We start from the raw sequence: 16,417 nt of genomic DNA on the forward strand, positions 1-16,417 counted from the left end.
AAGCAAGCTTCCCGATGGCTGACCCGCAGTCTAACGCGCGCCTGCGCGCCGACGCCGGAGCTCCCACCTCCGGCGTGATCCACGTACGCACCCGCCTCACCGCCGACTTCACCGTGATCACCAACGCCCTCGCCCAGCGACGCGGCAGCGCGGTCACGATCGGCGTCGCCGCGTACATCTCCTCCCTGCCGGACGGCTCCCCGGTGAGCATCAGTGCCCTGTGCGGCCACTTCGACGAGGGCGAGATCCTCATCTCGCGGGCGCTGCGGGAACTCGAGGACGCCGGATACCTGGAGCGTCGTCGCGAGCGGCTGTCCACCGGGCAGATCCGCACTCGGACGTACTTCTACGACGTCCCGGGCGGGGAGGCCCCTCCGGGTCCACGCCCGGACCCGGAAGGGCCTCCCGGGCCACCGAAGCTGCGGCGTCCCCGAAAGCAGCGCGCCGCTGCAGCGGTCGTGCCCACGTCCGTGCCCATGGAAGAGACCGCCAGCACCGCCACCGTGCCTGTACAGGAGCAGGCGGAGGCACCGGTCCCGCTCGCCGAGGCAGACCCGCAGGCCGTCGCCGTACTCGCCGCCCTGCGCCGGATCGACCCCCGCCTCGTCCTCACCGAACCGGAAGCCGCCCGTCTTGCCCCCGGCGTCACCCGCTGGCTCAAGGCAGGCATTCTGCCCACCCACATCACGGACCACCTCACCGCACGCCTCCCGGACCACTTCCTGACCCGCCCGGCGGGCATCCTCGCCTACCGGCTCAAGGAGACGCCTCTTCCGCTGCCCGCACTGTCCGCAAGCGCGGAGTCCCGCGTACGTCCGACGGTCGCGCGCATGCAGAACTGCGACGGCTGTGACCGGGGATTTCGGGCGGCGGAACCGGGTCGTTGCAGGGACTGCCGGTCCGGGAACCGTCTTCGTGCCGTCGGCTGAGCAGGAGAACCGCGCCGCCTCAGGTGCCACAACCCACAAGCGTCGCCAGGCCGGAGGGGTGCGACAGAGGCAGGGCGCAAGCGGTGGGACCAGCAGGGTCCAGGTGCGGCTGCGCCCGGATGAACTGGCGGACCTGCAACAGGTGGTGCGGACCCTCCAGTTGCACTCGCTCTCCGACGCCTTGCGCGAAGGACTTCGGCTGCTTTCCCGCGAGGCGACCGAGGTTGCCGCCTCGCAGGAGATTCGCGAATTTCACCAATGCGCCCAGGCACCGACTACCGCAGGTGTGCCGGCCGCGACGGAGGCCGAGCTGGCGGCAGCGGACGAGACGGAATGGTGAACATCGCCTCCCAGCGCCTCGATCTTGAGCCCTGTCAGCTCTCGTAGTGGTAGCGGCACTGCGCGATCAGGACACTGTCCTCGGTGGCCTTGTAGATCAGTCGGTGCTCGTCGTTGATGCGGCGCGACCAGTAGCCCTGGAACCCGTGCTTGAGCGGTTCCGGTTTGCCGATGCCCTCGTTGCCGTTCCGGGCGATGTCCGCGATGAGCGTGTTGATGCGCTTCAGGATCTTCCGGTCCTGAAGCTGCCACCACAGGTAGTCCTCCCAGGCGCGGGAGGAGAAGGTGATCTTCAACTCGCGGCCCTCACGCGTCGGAGGCAAGCTCGCGTACGGTACCGCCGCCGTTCTCCAGCTCGTCGATGGACGCGAGCAGGCGCCGGGCGTTGGCCGGGCTTCGCAGCAGGTACGCCGTCTCCTTGAGGGACTCGTAGTCCTCAAGGGAGACGATGACGACCGGCTCGTGCCCGGCCCGGGTGATGACGACCTCTTCGCGGTCGTCGGTGACGGAGTTGAGCACCTCGGCGTACCGGGCGCGCGACTCGGAATACGTCATGGTCTTCACGATCACCCCTCCTTCAACGTACAAGAAACTGTACGTCGCTCTCCGTGGTGCGGCAAGCGCCAGGATCAGCCGACCTTGACCGTCCAGGACGCGGAGTACGTGTTCACCAGCTCGGTGGTGGCCGGGCGGTATACGCGGAGCGTCCAGGTGCCCTTGCGCGGGAAGGTGATCTTCGTCGTGGCGCTGCCGCCCGTGGTGAGGGTGGCCCTGGTGAGGGTCTTCCAGGTGCCGTCCTGCTGGCGGGCCTGGAAGAGCAGCCCGGTCCCCTGGACGTAGGGGGCGCTGAGCGCGGTGTAGGACACGGGCTTGCCGTGGACCGCGGTGGTGGCCGGCTTCCTGACCGTGAGTACGGCCTTGACGCTCGACGTGAGGGTCGGGCTGGTCGAGGACGCCCAGGTCAGGCTCTTCTCCGCGGTCACGGCACGCCAGACGCCGTTGTACCTGGCGGTCGCGGTGTAGGTGGCCTTGCCCGCGCTGTCCGCGGTGACGGTCGCCTGGGTCTTCCAGGCGGTGGTGCCCGTGCGCTTGTACTGGAAGGCGACCTTGGCACCGGCCGCGGCCTTGGCACCGGTCTGGGTCACGGTGGCGGTGAAGGCCGCCTTGCCGCCGTAGACGGTGGTGGCCGGACCGGCCAGCCGGGTCGTCGTGGCGGCCACGACGCGGAGCGACTGGGTGCTGACGGTGGTGTCGCCGTACTGGGAGACGATCGTCAGCGTGACGTCGTGCACCCCGGTGGTCGTGGACTTCCAGGTGCCGGCGGGCCGCGCGGGGTAGCTGCCGGTGGCGAACGTCGTGCCGTCGACGTCGAGGGTCCAGTGCTCGGCGCGACTGTCGCCGTCGGCCGCGGCGGTCGTGGCGGCGAACTTCCTGCTGCCGCCCGCCACGACGAAGTCCTCGAAGCCGGCCGTCCAGGTCGGCGTGACCTCGGACACCACCCTGACCGGCAGGTCCGCCCGGCCGTGCGCGCCGCGGTTGTCGACGGAGTCGAACGTCAGCGTGTGGGCGCCGTACGGGAGCTTGCCGAGGTCGGCGTAGAAGCCGCCGGTGTTGCCCTCGTAGACATAGGCGCCGACCGGTGTCGTCGCCTGCGCCTTGCCGTCGAGCGACACGGTGGTGCCGACCGGGTAGGCGTAGTTCAGGTTCGCCGGGAACGCCTTGTTCAGCGCCGACGGGTAGGCGTACGTCACGTGCACCGGCGTCTCGTACGGGCGGATGACGGTGTCGAGCTTCGGCGTGATCGTGAAGCCGTGGTCGACCAGGGTGTCGGCCCGGACCGGGGAACCCGCGCGGCCGTCCTGGTCGTAGGCCACGACGTAGACGCCGCCCGCGTACAGCCCGGCCGGGACCGCGCTGGTGTCCAGCGTGGTGGTCCAGGTCGCGCCGCTCGCCGGGGCGGTCAGGTCGACGGGGGCGGGCCAGGTGCTGCCGGAGCTGAAGTACCGTACGCGCGAGACGCCGGCGGTGCCGGTCGCGGTGGCGCGCAGGGCCAGTTCGGCGTCGGCGGTCAGGCCCACGGGCTTGTGGTCCGTCCAGGCGTCCGCGCCGGGCAGGTCGGGCAGGGTGACGAACGGCCGGCCGTTGTCGACGGTGACGGCGCTGTCGGCCGTGACGAGCCGCGGGCGGGGGCTGTTCACCTCGACGTGCACGGCGTTCGCGCCGTCGTTCACCAGCGGCGCGGCCACCCCGTTCGCGCCGCCGAACTGCCGGGTGGCGGCGGTGTCCAGGGTCGCGTGCAGGGTGCAGGAGGGCAGGCAGTCGCCCGGCTTCAGGTCGAAGCGCTGTCCGACCGTGCCGGTGCCCTGGTACACACCGCTGCCGGTGATGCTGACGACGGCCGAGGTCGGCTCGTCGGCCGGGTCCGCGTGCACCGTGAAGGTGACATCGGTGGAGCCGGTGACCGTCTGCCCGGCGCTGACCGTGCCGTCGCCCGCGGCGGCCGAGGAGATGCCGTCGAAGGTGACCACGGCACCGGTGTCGTCGGCGACGGCGGCCGACGCGGGTACGACGGCGCACAGCACGACGGCACTCACGGCGACGGCGAGCGATCTGACGGATCGGGATATACCCACGTCTCTCCTTCTGAGCCTGCTCCCTGGCTCAGGAGGAGATGGGGAGTGGGTGGCCGCCGGGGGCGGCGGTGTGAAGATCTTGGACGGGCCCCGATGGGGTGTCAAGAATCTCACCACTTGTCCCAAGGGGTGGAAGTTCGCGGGGGGATGGAGACCCCAAGGGGTGGTACGGGCCTACGGGCCTACCGGCCGACGAACGCCTTGCGGAGCCGCTCCGTCGCGTCCGTGAGCACCTCGGTCCGCTTGCAGAAAGCGAACCGCACGAACGGCGCCCCCTCCTCGCGGTGGTCGTAGAAGACCGCGTTCGGGATCGCCACCACGCCTGCCCGTTCCGGCAGGGAGCGGCAGAAGGCGAAGCCGTCCGTCTCGCCCAGGGGGCGGATGTCCGTGGTGACGAAGTACGTGCCGGCGGGCTTGAAGACCTTGAACCCCGCGTCCGCGAGGCCCGCGGCGAGGAGGTCGCGCTTGGCCCGCATGTCCGCGCGGAACGTCTCGAAGTAGCTGTCGGGCAGGTTCAGGGCCTCCGCCACCGCGTACTGGAACGGGCCCGATGCCACATACGTCAGGAACTGCTTCGCCGAGCGGACCGCCGTCACCAGCTCCGGGGTCGATGTGACCCAGCCCACCTTCCAGCCGGTGAACGAAAACGTCTTCCCGGCGCTCCCGATAGAGACCGTCCGTTCGCGCATGCCAGGGAAGGAGGCCAGCGGCAGATGCCCGGCGTCGTCGAAGACCAGGTGTTCGTACACCTCGTCGGCCACCACCAGCAGGTCGCGCTCCACGGCGAGCTGCGCGATGGCGGTCAGTTCGGCGTGGGTCAGGACCGTGCCGGTGGGGTTGTGCGGGGTGTTGATCAGGAGGAGGCGCGTGCGGGGGGTGACCGCCGACCTCAGCTCGTCCAGGTCCAGGCGGAACGAGCCGTCGTGGGGGCGCAGTGTGACCGGCACGCGCGTGCCGCCCGCCATCGCGATGCAGGCCGCGTAGGAGTCGTAGTAGGGCTCGAAGGCGATCACCTCGTCACCCGGCTCCACAAGCGCCAGCAGGGCCGCCGCGATGGCCTCCGTCGCGCCCGCCGTCACCAGGACCTCGCGGTCGGGGTCGTACGACAGTCCGTACCGCCGCTCCTGGTGCGCGGTGATCGCCGTACGCAGCTCGGGGACGCCCGGGCCCGGCGGGTACTGGTTGCCGCGGCCGTCGCGCAGCGCCTGTACGGCCGCCTCGCGGATCTCCTCCGGACCGTCGGTGTCCGGGAAGCCCTGGCCGAGGTTGATCGAACCGGTGGCGACGGCGAGCGCCGACATCTCGGCGAAGATCGTCGTCCCGAACTCGGCGAGCCGGCGGTTGAGGAGGGGGCGTGCGCTGCTGGTCATGGACGTCATCCTGCGCCGAAGCTCTGGACTTCCTCAACTCTGCTTTGGCAGGTGAGACAGGCGGGCATCCCCACGTCACGCAAGACGACGGGGCGCCCACGGGGGGCCGTCCCGGGGGAACGAAAGGAGGGTGACGTCATGGCCGTAGCCATCATCGCCCTTGTTGCCGTGGTCATCCTGGTGGGCTTCTTCATCGTCGTGGCCGCCACGGCCCGGGCCGCGCGGCGGGCCCGGTATGTCGGCCTGGGCCGGAACCACCGGAACAACCGGAACAGCTGGTGGGCCGGGGGCGCGGCGGGCTCCAGCGGTTCCCACGACTCCGGGAGCAGCGTGTCGTGCGGTACGGGTTCCTCCTGCTCGGGGGGCTCGTCCTGCGGCGGCGGGTCGTCCTGCGGGGGAGGCGGGGGCGGATGCGGTGGAGGCAGCTGACACGGGGCAGCTGAGCTCCGGAAGGGGGAATCGCATCCGGACCGCGGGGTGAGCGCCCGCCGGGACGACGTGGCACATCACGTCGTCCCGGCGGGCGCTCGTACGTTCTGTACGTCACCCTGCTTGTGGGGTTCCTTCGCACGCTCGGGCGTACGCCGCGGTTGAACAGTTGAGCTGTGCAGCCCTCTGAGGGATGGAAACCCCACGAAGTTGGGTAAAAACGCTGTGACGGCGCCACCGTTCATGATTCCCTCTAAAACACCAACACAGCCCCTCGGACCTCCCGGGATACCCCAGGATGTCCCACCTTTACTGGGCTGACCGGGCCGATCTCCCGGTGTCGACCCGTGTCGACCGGAGCGCGCCGGACCCACACCTTGCTCACACTTCTGTTCGTCCACACCTTGTTCGTCCACACCCTCCCTTTGCGTGCTAGCGGAGCCGATCCATGCTCACGACCCTGAACACCGCCTACACCGACACGCGCGCGGCCGACCTCGCCTGGACCCTGGGCCGGGAGCCGCTGCCCGCCCTCGCCACCCTCGATCTCGAACTCGCTGACGCGAAGCTTCAGTTGAGACTCCTCGGCGCCTCCCACCAGGTGCTTCTGGAGGAGGAACAGGGCACCTGTTCGGAGACGGTCGCGTGCATCCCGGGTTCCAGTACCCCCCTCCCGCTCGGCGTGGCCAAACGGGTCGGGGACTGGGAGTACGAGTTCGCGGCCCGGGTGGAGGTCCTGTCGCCCGGTTCGTTCGCCGGACGGGCCCAGGAACTGCTGGCCCTGGTCGCCGACCACCCGAACGGCCTCGCCGGGGTCTTCCCCGGCAGCCCGCACGCCTTCACCGCGATGCTGGCCCAGCGGCACGAGGGGCAGGTGCACTGGCGGACCTGGCACGCCTATCCGCAGGACGGGCAGCTGGTGGCGACCAGGACGCGGGTGGGGGTGCGGGTGGCGGCGGCCCTGTGAGGGGCTGTGGGCGGCCCGGGTGGGCTTCACACCGACTTCCTCCCCGTAAACAAGGACCACACGTGTGGGTGACGAAGCGCACGCGGAGTGTGACGTAGCGTTCCCAGCGTGATCGAACCGCACGTGCCGGCCCCGCCGGGCAGCCCCCCGCCGTGGGCCGCGCCCGCGCGGCTGCCCGTCCGGCCCGGCACCGGCCGGTTCCTGGTCCTCGCCTGTGTCTTCGTCTGTGCGGCCTGCGGACTGGTGTACGAACTCGAACTGGTCGCGCTCGCCTCGTATCTGATCGGCGACTCGGTCACCCAGGCGTCCGTCGTGCTCTCCGTGATGGTCTTCGCGATGGGCATCGGCTCGCTCGCCGCGAAACGCCTGCGCTGCCGGGCCGCCGCCGGCTTCGGCGCGGTCGAGGCGGCGCTCGCGCTGGTCGGCGGCTGCAGCGCGATGGCGCTGTACGCGGTGTTCGCGTGGACCGGCGACTGGGGCGGCCTGTGGGCGCACGGCCCGCGTGTGCTGCTGGTGGCCTTCTCCCTCGCCATCGGCCTGTTGATCGGCGCCGAGGTGCCGCTGCTCATGGAGCTGATCCAGCGCATCCGCCGCCAGGACGCGGGCGGCGCGGTGGCCGACCTGTTCGCCGCGGACTACGTGGGCGCGCTGGTCGGCGGCCTGGCGTTCCCCTTCCTCCTCCTCCCCTGGCTGGGGCAGCTCACGGGCGCGCTGCTCACCGGCACGGTCAACGCGCTGGTCGGCGGGGCCCTCGTCCTCGGCCTGTTCCGCCGGGACCTGACCCGGCGCGGGCGGTGGCTTCTGGTGGTGGCGAACGTGACCGTGATCGGGCTGCTGGCGGCAGCGGCCGTACTCGTCGACGACTTCGAGCGGGCGGCCAGGCAGGCGGTGTACGGCAACGACGTACGGGTGGCGCTGCGGACGGACGTACAGGAGGTCGTACTGACCGGCGGCACGCACGGCCGCCCGCTCGACCTCTTCCTGGACGGCCGGCTCCGGGTCGGCGGACGGGACGAACGGCGCTACCACGAGGCACTCGTCCACCCCGCGATGAACGGCCCGCACGCGCGCGTACTCGTCCTCGGCGGCGGCGACGGGCTGGCGGCGCGGGAGGTGCTGCGGTACCCGGGCGTACGGCGGGTGGACGTCGTCGACCTCGACGCCGGGTTGGTACGGCTGGCCCGCACGGACCCGGCGCTGTCGGCCCTGAACGCGCACGCGTTCGACGACCCGCGCGTCCATGTGACGACGGCGGACCCGTTCGGGCTGCTGCGGGGGGCGCGGGCGGCGTACGACGTGGTGATCTCGGATCTGCCCGATCCGGGGATGACGGCGAGTACGAAGCTGTATTCGCAGGAGTTCTACGGGCTGGCCCGGCAGGTGCTGACGGACGGGGGCCGGCTGGTCGTGCACGGGGGTCCGGTGGCCTCCCGGCCGCGGGTGTTCTGGACGGTCGAGGCGACTGTGCGGGCGGCGGGGTTGCGGGCGGTGCCGTATCGCGTGGGTGGTGGGCGGGATGCGGGGGCGGGGGACTGGGGGTTCGTGCTGGCGACGGCCGGGGGGTCCGCGCCCGAGTTGCGGGTGATCGGGGACGGTGGGCCTCGGTTGCGGACGCTCAGTCAGGCGGAGCTGGAGGCCGATGCGCGGGCCGCTGAGCGCATGCGGGTGGTGGGGTTGCGGGCTTCGACCCTGGTGCATCCGCGGTACTGAGGGCGGGGCATGGGGGGTGGGCCGCGTGGGTGTGGATCGCGGGGGAATCCCCGGATGCGGGGGTGCGGGCGCGGTCGTGCTGGGTACCCTCGGCTGTCATGGAGCATGAGGTGTTCGTTCCGGTTGCGGCAGAACGGCTGAGGGACGTACTCGCCGACCCCGCGCGCGTGGCCCGGGCGGTTCCCGGACTCCAGCAGGACGCCGGCGCCGAGCCCGCCGCGTCCGGGGTCGCGGGGCGGCTGAAGGTGCGGGTCGGGGGGCACACGATCACGTATCGCGGGTCTCTGCGGGTCGTCGCGGGCGACGACGGGCAGCCCGAAGGGGAGTACGCGTACGCCGTGGAGGGCGCGGCCGTCGAGGTGCGGGGCGGCGGAGCCGTGAAGCTGGCGTTGACCCTGCGGGTGCGGGGCGTTGAGGGCGGGGCCGGTTCGGCGTTGGTGTTCGGGGGGACGGTGACGGCGGACGGGCGGGTGGCCGAGCTGCCTGTCGACGCGGTGGCGGGGGCCGGGGTGCGGTTGTTGCAGCGGTTCGGGGAGAACCTGGGGGAGGTCGCGGGGGAGGAGGACGAGGAGGAAGAGGGGGAGAGCGCGGCTGAGGGGCCCGGGGACACCGAGGAGGCGCCGGACGTGCCTGTGGCGCCTGTGATGCCTGTGATGCCTGTGATGCTGGATGTTCCGGTCTCCGACGAGGCGGCCGGTGCGCTGGACGACGACGACATCGTCGACGCGGCCGACCTTGTTCCCGAGGTTGTTCCAGAGCTTGTTCCCGAGGGGTTCGTGGAGTCCCTGGAGTCCGGGGAGCCTCCCGCGGAGGCGGCTCATGCCCGGCGGACGATGATCGGGCGCAGCGCGGAGGAGGTCGACCACGCACCGCCCCGGGGGCGGTACGCGCCGGTGCCGCCGCCCGAGCAGGTGGCGGGGAGCGTGACCTTGCGGTGGGCCGCGCCGGCTGCGGCGTTGGTGGTGGCTTCGGTGATTGTGGTGGGGCGGGTTCTGCGTAAGCGGAGGTGAGGGGGCGGCGGCGGGGGCGACGAAGGGCCGGTGGCCGTGGCCGGTAGGGTCGGGGCGTGAGTAGCGATGACATCACGTTGGCCGTGGGTGACGCGGAAGTAGACGTGCGGCCGGGGAACGGTGGGCGGATCGGCGGGCTGCGGGTCGGGGGTGTCGAGCTGTTGCGGCAGGGGGAGCGGTTCGGGTGCTTCCCGATGGTCCCCTGGTGCGGCCGGACCAGGGACGGGCGTTTCCTCGACGGCGGCACCGTACGCCAACTCCCCCTCAACTCCCCGCCCCACGCCATCCACGGCACCGCCCGCGACGGCGCCTGGCGCGTCGCCCGCACGACCGCCGACGAGGCCGTCATCACGTACGACCTCGTCGAGCCCTGGCCCTATGCCGGGCGCGTTTCGCAGGTCGTCAGGCTGGCCCCGGACAGCCTCACCCTCTCCATGTCCGTGGAGACGTACGCCGACTCGTTCCCCGCCCAGATCGGCTGGCACCCCTGGTTCAACCGGAACCTCGGCGGGGCGGACGTACGCCTCGATTTCGCGGCCGGCTGGCAGGAGGAGCGGGGGGCGGACCACCTGCCCACCGGGGAGCGGACCGACCCGCGGCCCGGGCCCTGGGACGACTGCTTCGGGATGCCCGGCGGCGTCGATGTCACCCTCACCTGGCCGGAGTTCCTGGAGCTGAAGGTGACCAGCCCGGAGGAATGGGTCGTCGTGTACGACGAGCAGGACGCCGCCGTGTGCGTGGAGCCGCAGACCGGGCCGCCCAACGGGCTCAACACCCTCCCGCGCCTCGTCACGCCCATCGAGCCGCTCGAAGCCACCACGACCTGGACCTGGCGCGCGCTCTGAGCCCGTCTAGGCTGACCGGCATGAGTGATGTGGACGTACGCGGCGCGCTGCTGCGGCAGATCAAGGACAAGGCCGTCGTGCACGGCAAGGTGACCCTGTCTTCGGGGATCGAGGCCGACTACTACATCGACCTCCGCCTCGTCACCCTCGACGGCGAGGCCGCGCCGCTGGTCGGGCAGGTGCTGCTCGATCTGGCCGCCGAGGCGGGGTTGGAGTTCGACTCCGTGGGCGGGCTCACCATGGGCGCCGACCCCGTCGGGACGGCCATGCTGCACGCCGCCGCGGCTCGCGGGCGGCACCTCGACTCGTTCGTCGTGCGCAAGACCGCCAAGGCCCACGGGATGCAGAAGCGCGTGGAGGGGCCTTCCATCGCCGGGCGGCGGGTGCTCGTCGTCGAGGACACCTCCACCACCGGTGAGTCGCCGCTCACCGCCGTGGCCGCCGTGCGCGAGGCCGGTGCCGAGGTGGTGGGCGTGGCGACCATCGTCGACCGGGCGACCGGCGCCGCCGAGAAGATCGCGGACGGGGCCGGGGTCCCGTACCTCTTCGCGTACTCGAAGAGCGACCTCGGCCTGGACTGACCACTGCACCGACCACTGCACCGGCCACCGAACTCAGTACCGGGCGAAACGTCTGGAAAGATGAGGGCGACGATGACGTCGCTTCCCAGGTCTCGCAGCCAGGTCTAGGTCAGGGCCGTAGGTACGCAGTACGCCAGATCTCCAGATCGCCAACCCGCACATCACGAGGAGCGGACACATGCCCATCGCAACCCCTGAGGTCTACAGCGAGATGCTCGACCGGGCCAAGGCGGCCAGGTTCGCCTACCCGGCCATCAACGTGACCTCGACCCAGACCCTGCACGCTGCGCTGCGCGGCTTCGCGGAGGCGGAGAGCGACGGGATCATCCAGATCTCGACGGGTGGTGCGGAGTTCCTCGGCGGTCAGTACAGCAAGGACATGGTCACCGGTGCCGTCGCGCTGGCCGAGTTCGCGCACATCGTCGCCGAGAAGTACCCGGTCACCGTCGCCCTGCACACCGACCACTGCCCCAAGGACAAGCTCGACGGGTACGTACGGCCGCTGATCGCCGTCTCCGAGGAGCGCGTGAAGGCCGGGCGCAACCCGCTCTTCCAGTCCCACATGTGGGACGGCTCCGCCGAGACCCTCGCCGACAACCTCTCCATCGCGCAGGAGCTGCTCGCCCGCGCCGTCGCCGCGAAGATCATCCTTGAGGTCGAGATCACGCCGACCGGTGGGGAAGAGGACGGGGTCTCGCACGAGATCAACGACTCCCTCTACACCACCGTCGACGACGCGGTCCGTACGGTCGAGGCGCTCGGCCTCGGCGAGAAGGGGCGTTACCTGCTGGCCGCCTCCTTCGGCAACGTCCACGGCGTCTACAAGCCGGGCAACGTCGTGCTGCGCCCCGACCTCCTCAAGGAGCTGAACGAGGGCGTCGCCGCCAAGTACGGCAAGCCGGCCGGCTCCCAGCCGTTCGACTTCGTCTTCCACGGCGGCTCCGGCTCCTCGGAGGAGGAGATCGCGACCGCGCTGGAGAACGGCGTCGTCAAGATGAACCTCGACACGGACACGCAGTACGCCTTCACGCGTCCCGTCGCCGACCACATGTTCCGCAACTACGACGGCGTCCTCAAGGTCGACGGCGAGGTCGGTTCGAAGTCGACGTACGACCCGCGTACGTGGGGCAAGCTGGCCGAGAAGAGCATGGCCGCGCGTGTCGTCGAGGCCACGCAGAACCTGCGGTCGGCCGGTACGAAGATCAAGTAACCCGTACGGTTCTCCCCGCGAGCCCGGTGTCCGTCCACTGTCGACGGCGCCGGGCTCGCTGTATACCTGGGCCATGGCCGACGTCCGGATCGCCTCACCCCAGGGCAAGTGGATCCTGCTGACCACCGTCCTCGGTTCCAGCATGGCCCTGCTCGACTCGACCGTCGTGAACGTCGCGCTGCCGCGCATCGGCCGCGACCTCGGCGCCGATCTGACCGCCCTGCAGTGGACGGTCAACGCGTACACGCTGACGCTGGCCGGGCTGATCCTGCTGGGCGGTTCGCTCGGCGACCGGTACGGCCGACGGTGGATCTTCGTGATCGGCGTGGTGTGGTTCGCCGTCGCCTCGCTGCTCTGCGGCCTCGCCCTGACCACGGGGGCCCTGGTCGCCTCCCGCGCGCTCCAGGGCATCGGCGGCGCCCTTCTGGTGCCCGGCTCCCTCGCCCTCATCCAGGCCTCCTTCCACCCCGACGACCGGGGACGGGCGGTCGGGCTGTGGTCCGGCTACGGGGGCATCGGCGCGGCCGTGGGGCCGTTTCTCGGCGGCTGGCTCGTGGACGGGCCCGGGTGGCGGTGGGTGTTCCTGCTCAACGTCCCGCTGGCGCTGCTGTGCGCAACCATCGCGGTACGGCACGTCCCCGAATCCGGCGACGGCCGCGCGAAGCACGGGCGCTTCGACGTCCTGGGCGCGGCGCTGGGCGCACTGGCGCTCGCCTTCGTGACGTACGCGCTGATCGAGGCGAGGTCCGGCTCGGTGACCGTCGTGGTGTCGGCGGTGGTCGGGGTCGCGGCGGGGGTGGCCTTCGTGTACGTCGAGCGGCGGCGGGCCGAGGACGCGATGATGCCGCTGGACATCTTCGCCTCACGCCAGTTCACGGCCGTCAACCTGGTCACCCTGTGCGTCTACGCGGCCTTCGGCGGCTTCTTCTTCCTCTCCGCCCTCCAGCTCCAGGTGGTCGCCGGTTACTCGGCCCTCGGCGCCGGTACGGCCCTGCTGCCGACCACCGCCCTGATGCTGCTGCTGTCGGCCCGCTCCGGAGAACTGGCCGAGCGGATCGGACCGCGCCTGCCCCTGACGGTCGGCCCGCTGGTGTGCGCGGCCGGGATGCTGCTGATGCTGCGGGTGGGCGCCGGGGCGTCGTACGTCACGGACGTACTGCCCGCCGTCCTGGTGCTCGGGGTGGGCATGGTGACCCTCGTCGCACCGCTCACGGCGACCGTGCTGGCGTCGGTGGGGACGGAACGGGCGGGACTGGCGAGCGGCGTCAACAACGCGGCGGCACGGGCGGCGGGGCTGGTGGCGGTGGCGGCGTTGCCGCTGGTGACGGGGATGGGGGAGGAGGCGTACCGGTCGGGGGCGGTGTTCGACGGGGCGTTTCGGCGGGCGATGGTGGTGTGTGCGGGGGTGTTGGTGGCGGGGGCGGTGGTCGCGTTCGCGACGGTGCGGAGGCCGGTGCCGGGGTGCCGGCGCCCGGAGTGCCGTACGCACGGCTCGGTGATGTCTCCGCCGCTGGAGGGTGAGCGCCTTTGATCTCGCCCCCACCCGTCCCTCCCCCAGACCCCCGCCGCGGCCCTGAACGGGCCTCGTCCTCAAACTCCCCCAGAGGGGGCACCCCCAACGGGCTGAAGGACCAGGGAGCGGGGGTTCGGCGGCGATGCAGCAGACTGGCAGCATGACCCTTCACGAAAACCTCCTCGGCGGCCCGCCCCCCACCCACCTCCCCGACTACCCCGAGCCCCGCGACCTCCTCGCGGACGGCACCGCCCCCGCCGAAGTCGCCGCGAAGTACCCCACCTCCTCCCTCGCCTGGGCCCAGCTCGCCGACGACGCGTTCGAGCGCGGGAGCGTCGTCGAGTCGTACGCCTACGCCCGCACCGGATACCACCGCGGACTCGACTCGCTGCGCCGCGCCGGGTGGAAGGGGCACGGGCCGGTGCCGTGGGAGCACGAGCCGAACCGTGGGTTCCTGCGGGCGCTGCACGCCCTCGCCCGGGCCGCAGGCTCGATCGGGGAGAAGGAGGAGTACGAGCGCTGCACCCAGTTCCTCCAGGACTCCTCCCCGACGGCCGCCCAGACTCTCGGCTAGTCCCTCCCGTGTCACCGGGGTCCGCCTGTCACTGTGATCAGGCGGGCCTTGCGGATTCGGGGCACGATTGTGTTGAATGCCCCGGGGACCGGGGCCCCCGTGTCGGAATTCGGCAGGGGCGGACCGCTACCCGGAGCACAACAGGAGACAGCGATGTCCCTCCAGGCTCAGCCCCCCGAGGCTTCGGAGCCCGAGACCCCGCATCTCGACTTCGCCGGTACGACCCCCTACGAGGACTACGTCCAGGCAGACGTCCTCACCCACCTCCAGCACACCCTCTCCGACGACCCCGGAGAGATGGTCTTCCTGGTCACCACCCAGGTCATGGAGTTGTGGTTCACCGTCATCGTGCACGAATGGGAGACCGCCGCCGGTGCGCTGCGCGGGGATGACGTTCCCACCGCCGTCGCCGCCCTCAAGCGGTCCGTGCGGGAGTTGGACGCCCTCAACGCGTCCTGGCGGCCCCTCGCACAGCTCACCCCCGCCCAGTTCAACTCCTACCGTGCCGCCCTCGGTGAGGGCTCCGGGTTCCAGTCCGCGATGTACCGGCGGATGGAGTTCCTGCTCGGTGAGAAGTCCGCGTCCATGCTCGTGCCCCATCGCGCCGCACCCCGCGTGCACGCCGAGCTGGAGAAGGCCCTGCACGAACCCAGCCTGTACGACGAGGTGTTGAGGCTTCTAGCGCGGCGCGGGTATGCCGTCCCGGACGCCGTTCTGTCGCGTGACGTCTCCCTTCGTTATGAGCCCTCCGCCGAGGTCGAGGCCGCCTGGACCCTCCTCTACTCCGGTGACCCGGACGCCGAACTCGCCCGGCTCGGCGAGGCGTTGACCGACGTCGCCGAGCTGGTGTGGCGCTGGCGCAACGACCATCTCGTCGCCACCCGGCGGGCCATGGGTGCCAAGCCCGGTACCGGCGGCTCCGCCGGGGTCGCCTGGCTGGAGAAGCGTGCCCAGAAGAACGTGTTCCCCGAGCTGTGGACGGCGAGGTCCCATGTCTGAGCTGCTGCCCGCCAAGGACGACCAGGCCCGGGAACTCGACTCGCGTGACGAACTCGCCAAGGTGCGGGCGCAGTTCGTGCTCGACGACGGCGTCACCTACCTGGACGGGAACTCGCTCGGCGCGTTGCCCGCCGCCGTCCCGGAGCGGCTCGACGACGTCGTGCGCCGCGAGTGGGGCGAGCTGCGTATCCGGTCCTGGGACGAGAGCGGGTGGTGGACCGCGCCCGAGCGGATCGGTGACCGCATCGCTCCGCTGGTGGGCGCGGGCGACGGCCAGGTCGTCGTCGGGGACTCCACAAGTGTCAATGTCTTCAAGGCGCTTGTGGGGGCCGTGCGGCTCGCCGGGTCCGGGTCCGGGAACGGGCGCGATGAGATTCTTGTCGACGCCACCACCTTTCCCACCGACGGCTACCTCGCCGAGTCCGCCGCCCGCATGACCGGCTGCACCCTGCGCGCCCTCGAACCCGGCGCCGTACCGGGGGAGTTGAGCGACCGTACCGCCGCCGTGCTGCTCAACCACGTCGACTACCGCACCGGCCGTCTGCACGACCTGCCCGCCCTCACGGCGGCGATCCACGCGTCCGGTGCCCTGGCCGTCTGGGACCTGTGCCACAGCGCGGGTGCCCTGCCCGTCGGGCTCGACGAGCACGGGGTGGACCTCGCCGTCGGCTGCACCTACAAGTACCTGAACGGCGGCCCCGGTTCGCCCGCCTACCTGTACGTGAACCGTGCGCACCAGGAGCGGTTCGACTCCCCCCTGCCCGGCTGGACCTCGCACGCCGACCCCTTCGGCATGCGGCCCGAGTACGCGCCCGCCCCGGGTGCCACGCGCGGGCGGGTCGGTACGCCGGACATCCTCTCGATGCTCGCCCTGGAGGCGGCCCTCGGCGTCTGGGACGGGGTCGGCATCGACGCCGTACGCGCCAAGTCCCTCGCCCTGACCGACTTCTTCCTGGAGTGCGTCGACGAGTACGTCCCGGAGGGGCGGGTGGAGTCGGTCACCCCCGTCGCCCATGCCGAGCGCGGCAGTCAGGTCGCGTTGCGTTGCGACGACGCGGGGGACGTGATGGCGCGGCTCGTCGAGCGTGGGGTCGTGGGCGACTTCCGGCGGCCCGACGTCCTGCGCTTCGGGTTCACGCCGCTGTACGTCGGCTTCGCGGACGTCGAGCGGGCGGCCCGGGTGCTCGGCGAGGTCGTGGCCGGCTGACGGACCCGGCCGGCGGACCCGGCCGCCCGAGGCGTGATCCACCCTCGCCGGGTTCGGTGCCCCACCCCCGCTGATTTCTGTGCCCCAGCCGTACAACGTCT

At 71.5% G+C, this 16,417-nt stretch carries 17 protein-coding genes; 13 read left to right on the forward strand and 4 right to left on the reverse strand.

Annotated features, from left to right (window positions below; all coding sequences use genetic code 11):
* Positions 1–14: 14 nt before the first annotated feature.
* Positions 15–929 carry a hypothetical protein gene (locus CW359_RS28400; RefSeq protein WP_198655417.1) on the forward strand — a complete coding sequence of 305 codons (915 nt, stop codon included), beginning with the start codon at positions 15–17 and terminating at the stop codon, positions 927–929.
* A gap of 103 nt (positions 930–1,032) precedes the next feature.
* Entirely contained in the window at positions 1,033–1,269 is a 237-nt protein-coding gene (locus CW359_RS28405; protein ID WP_232838645.1) for a hypothetical protein, read from the forward strand.
* Positions 1,270–1,303: 34 nt separating this feature from the next.
* Here CW359_RS28405 and CW359_RS28410 read toward each other — a convergent pair whose 3' ends face one another.
* From CW359_RS28410 to CW359_RS28425, 4 genes are all read right to left on the reverse strand, one after another.
* Positions 1,304–1,564 (reverse strand): Txe/YoeB family addiction module toxin, encoded by a 261-nt coding sequence (locus CW359_RS28410; RefSeq protein ID WP_105973016.1) that lies wholly within the window; start codon positions 1,562–1,564, stop codon positions 1,304–1,306.
* 10 nt (positions 1,565–1,574) lie between these two features.
* Positions 1,575–1,832: a type II toxin-antitoxin system Phd/YefM family antitoxin gene (locus tag CW359_RS28415; protein ID WP_105973089.1), complete on the reverse strand. Its 258-nt coding sequence runs from the start codon at positions 1,830–1,832 to the stop codon at positions 1,575–1,577.
* Positions 1,833–1,897: 65 nt separating this feature from the next.
* Positions 1,898–3,901: a hypothetical protein gene (locus CW359_RS28420; protein ID WP_105973017.1), complete on the reverse strand. Its 2,004-nt coding sequence runs from the start codon at positions 3,899–3,901 to the stop codon at positions 1,898–1,900.
* A 182-nt stretch (positions 3,902–4,083) separates the two neighbouring features.
* Positions 4,084–5,280, reverse strand: coding sequence for a pyridoxal phosphate-dependent aminotransferase (locus tag CW359_RS28425; RefSeq protein ID WP_105973018.1), 1,197 nt, complete (start codon positions 5,278–5,280; stop codon positions 4,084–4,086).
* Positions 5,281–5,409: 129 nt separating this feature from the next.
* Here CW359_RS28425 and CW359_RS28430 point away from each other — a divergent pair, with 129 nt between their 5' ends.
* The 11 genes from CW359_RS28430 to kynU all read left to right on the forward strand — a co-directional run bounded on the left by CW359_RS28430 (position 5,410) and on the right by kynU (position 16,316).
* Positions 5,410–5,700 (forward strand): hypothetical protein, encoded by a 291-nt coding sequence (locus CW359_RS28430; RefSeq protein WP_198655418.1) that lies wholly within the window; start codon positions 5,410–5,412, stop codon positions 5,698–5,700.
* Between the two features lie 448 nt (positions 5,701–6,148).
* On the forward strand, positions 6,149–6,667 hold the full coding sequence (locus tag CW359_RS28435) for a DUF2617 family protein (protein ID WP_105973020.1): 519 nt from the start codon (positions 6,149–6,151) through the stop codon (positions 6,665–6,667).
* 108 nt (positions 6,668–6,775) lie between these two features.
* Positions 6,776–8,377: a polyamine aminopropyltransferase gene (locus CW359_RS28440; protein WP_105973021.1), complete on the forward strand. Its 1,602-nt coding sequence runs from the start codon at positions 6,776–6,778 to the stop codon at positions 8,375–8,377.
* A 98-nt stretch (positions 8,378–8,475) separates the two neighbouring features.
* Complete coding sequence (locus tag CW359_RS28445) at positions 8,476–9,387, forward strand: SRPBCC family protein (RefSeq protein ID WP_198655419.1); 912 nt, start codon at positions 8,476–8,478, stop codon at positions 9,385–9,387.
* A gap of 56 nt (positions 9,388–9,443) precedes the next feature.
* Entirely contained in the window at positions 9,444–10,232 is a 789-nt protein-coding gene (locus CW359_RS28450; protein ID WP_105973022.1) for an aldose epimerase family protein, read from the forward strand.
* Positions 10,233–10,252: 20 nt separating this feature from the next.
* Positions 10,253–10,813, forward strand: coding sequence for an orotate phosphoribosyltransferase (gene pyrE, locus CW359_RS28455; RefSeq protein ID WP_105973023.1), 561 nt, complete (start codon positions 10,253–10,255; stop codon positions 10,811–10,813).
* Between the two features lie 178 nt (positions 10,814–10,991).
* Entirely contained in the window at positions 10,992–12,023 is a 1,032-nt protein-coding gene (fbaA, locus tag CW359_RS28460) for a class II fructose-bisphosphate aldolase (protein WP_105973024.1), read from the forward strand.
* A gap of 73 nt (positions 12,024–12,096) precedes the next feature.
* Complete coding sequence (locus CW359_RS28465) at positions 12,097–13,554, forward strand: MFS transporter (protein ID WP_105973025.1); 1,458 nt, start codon at positions 12,097–12,099, stop codon at positions 13,552–13,554.
* A gap of 142 nt (positions 13,555–13,696) precedes the next feature.
* A complete protein-coding gene (locus tag CW359_RS28470) occupies positions 13,697–14,110 on the forward strand; it encodes a DUF3151 domain-containing protein (RefSeq protein ID WP_105973091.1) in 414 nt (137 codons plus the stop codon).
* 153 nt (positions 14,111–14,263) lie between these two features.
* The gene (locus tag CW359_RS28475; RefSeq protein ID WP_105973026.1) at positions 14,264–15,109 is read left to right on the forward strand and encodes a tryptophan 2,3-dioxygenase family protein; all 846 of its coding nucleotides are present in this window, start codon (positions 14,264–14,266) and stop codon (positions 15,107–15,109) included.
* The gene (kynU, locus tag CW359_RS28480; RefSeq protein ID WP_105973027.1) at positions 15,102–16,316 is read left to right on the forward strand and encodes a kynureninase; all 1,215 of its coding nucleotides are present in this window, start codon (positions 15,102–15,104) and stop codon (positions 16,314–16,316) included. The genes CW359_RS28475 and kynU overlap by 8 nt, the downstream gene beginning before the upstream one ends.
* Positions 16,317–16,417 lie beyond the last annotated feature (101 nt).

The sequence above is a fragment of the Streptomyces geranii genome, from assembly GCF_002954775.1.
GTDB lineage: Bacteria > Actinomycetota > Actinomycetes > Streptomycetales > Streptomycetaceae > Streptomyces > Streptomyces geranii.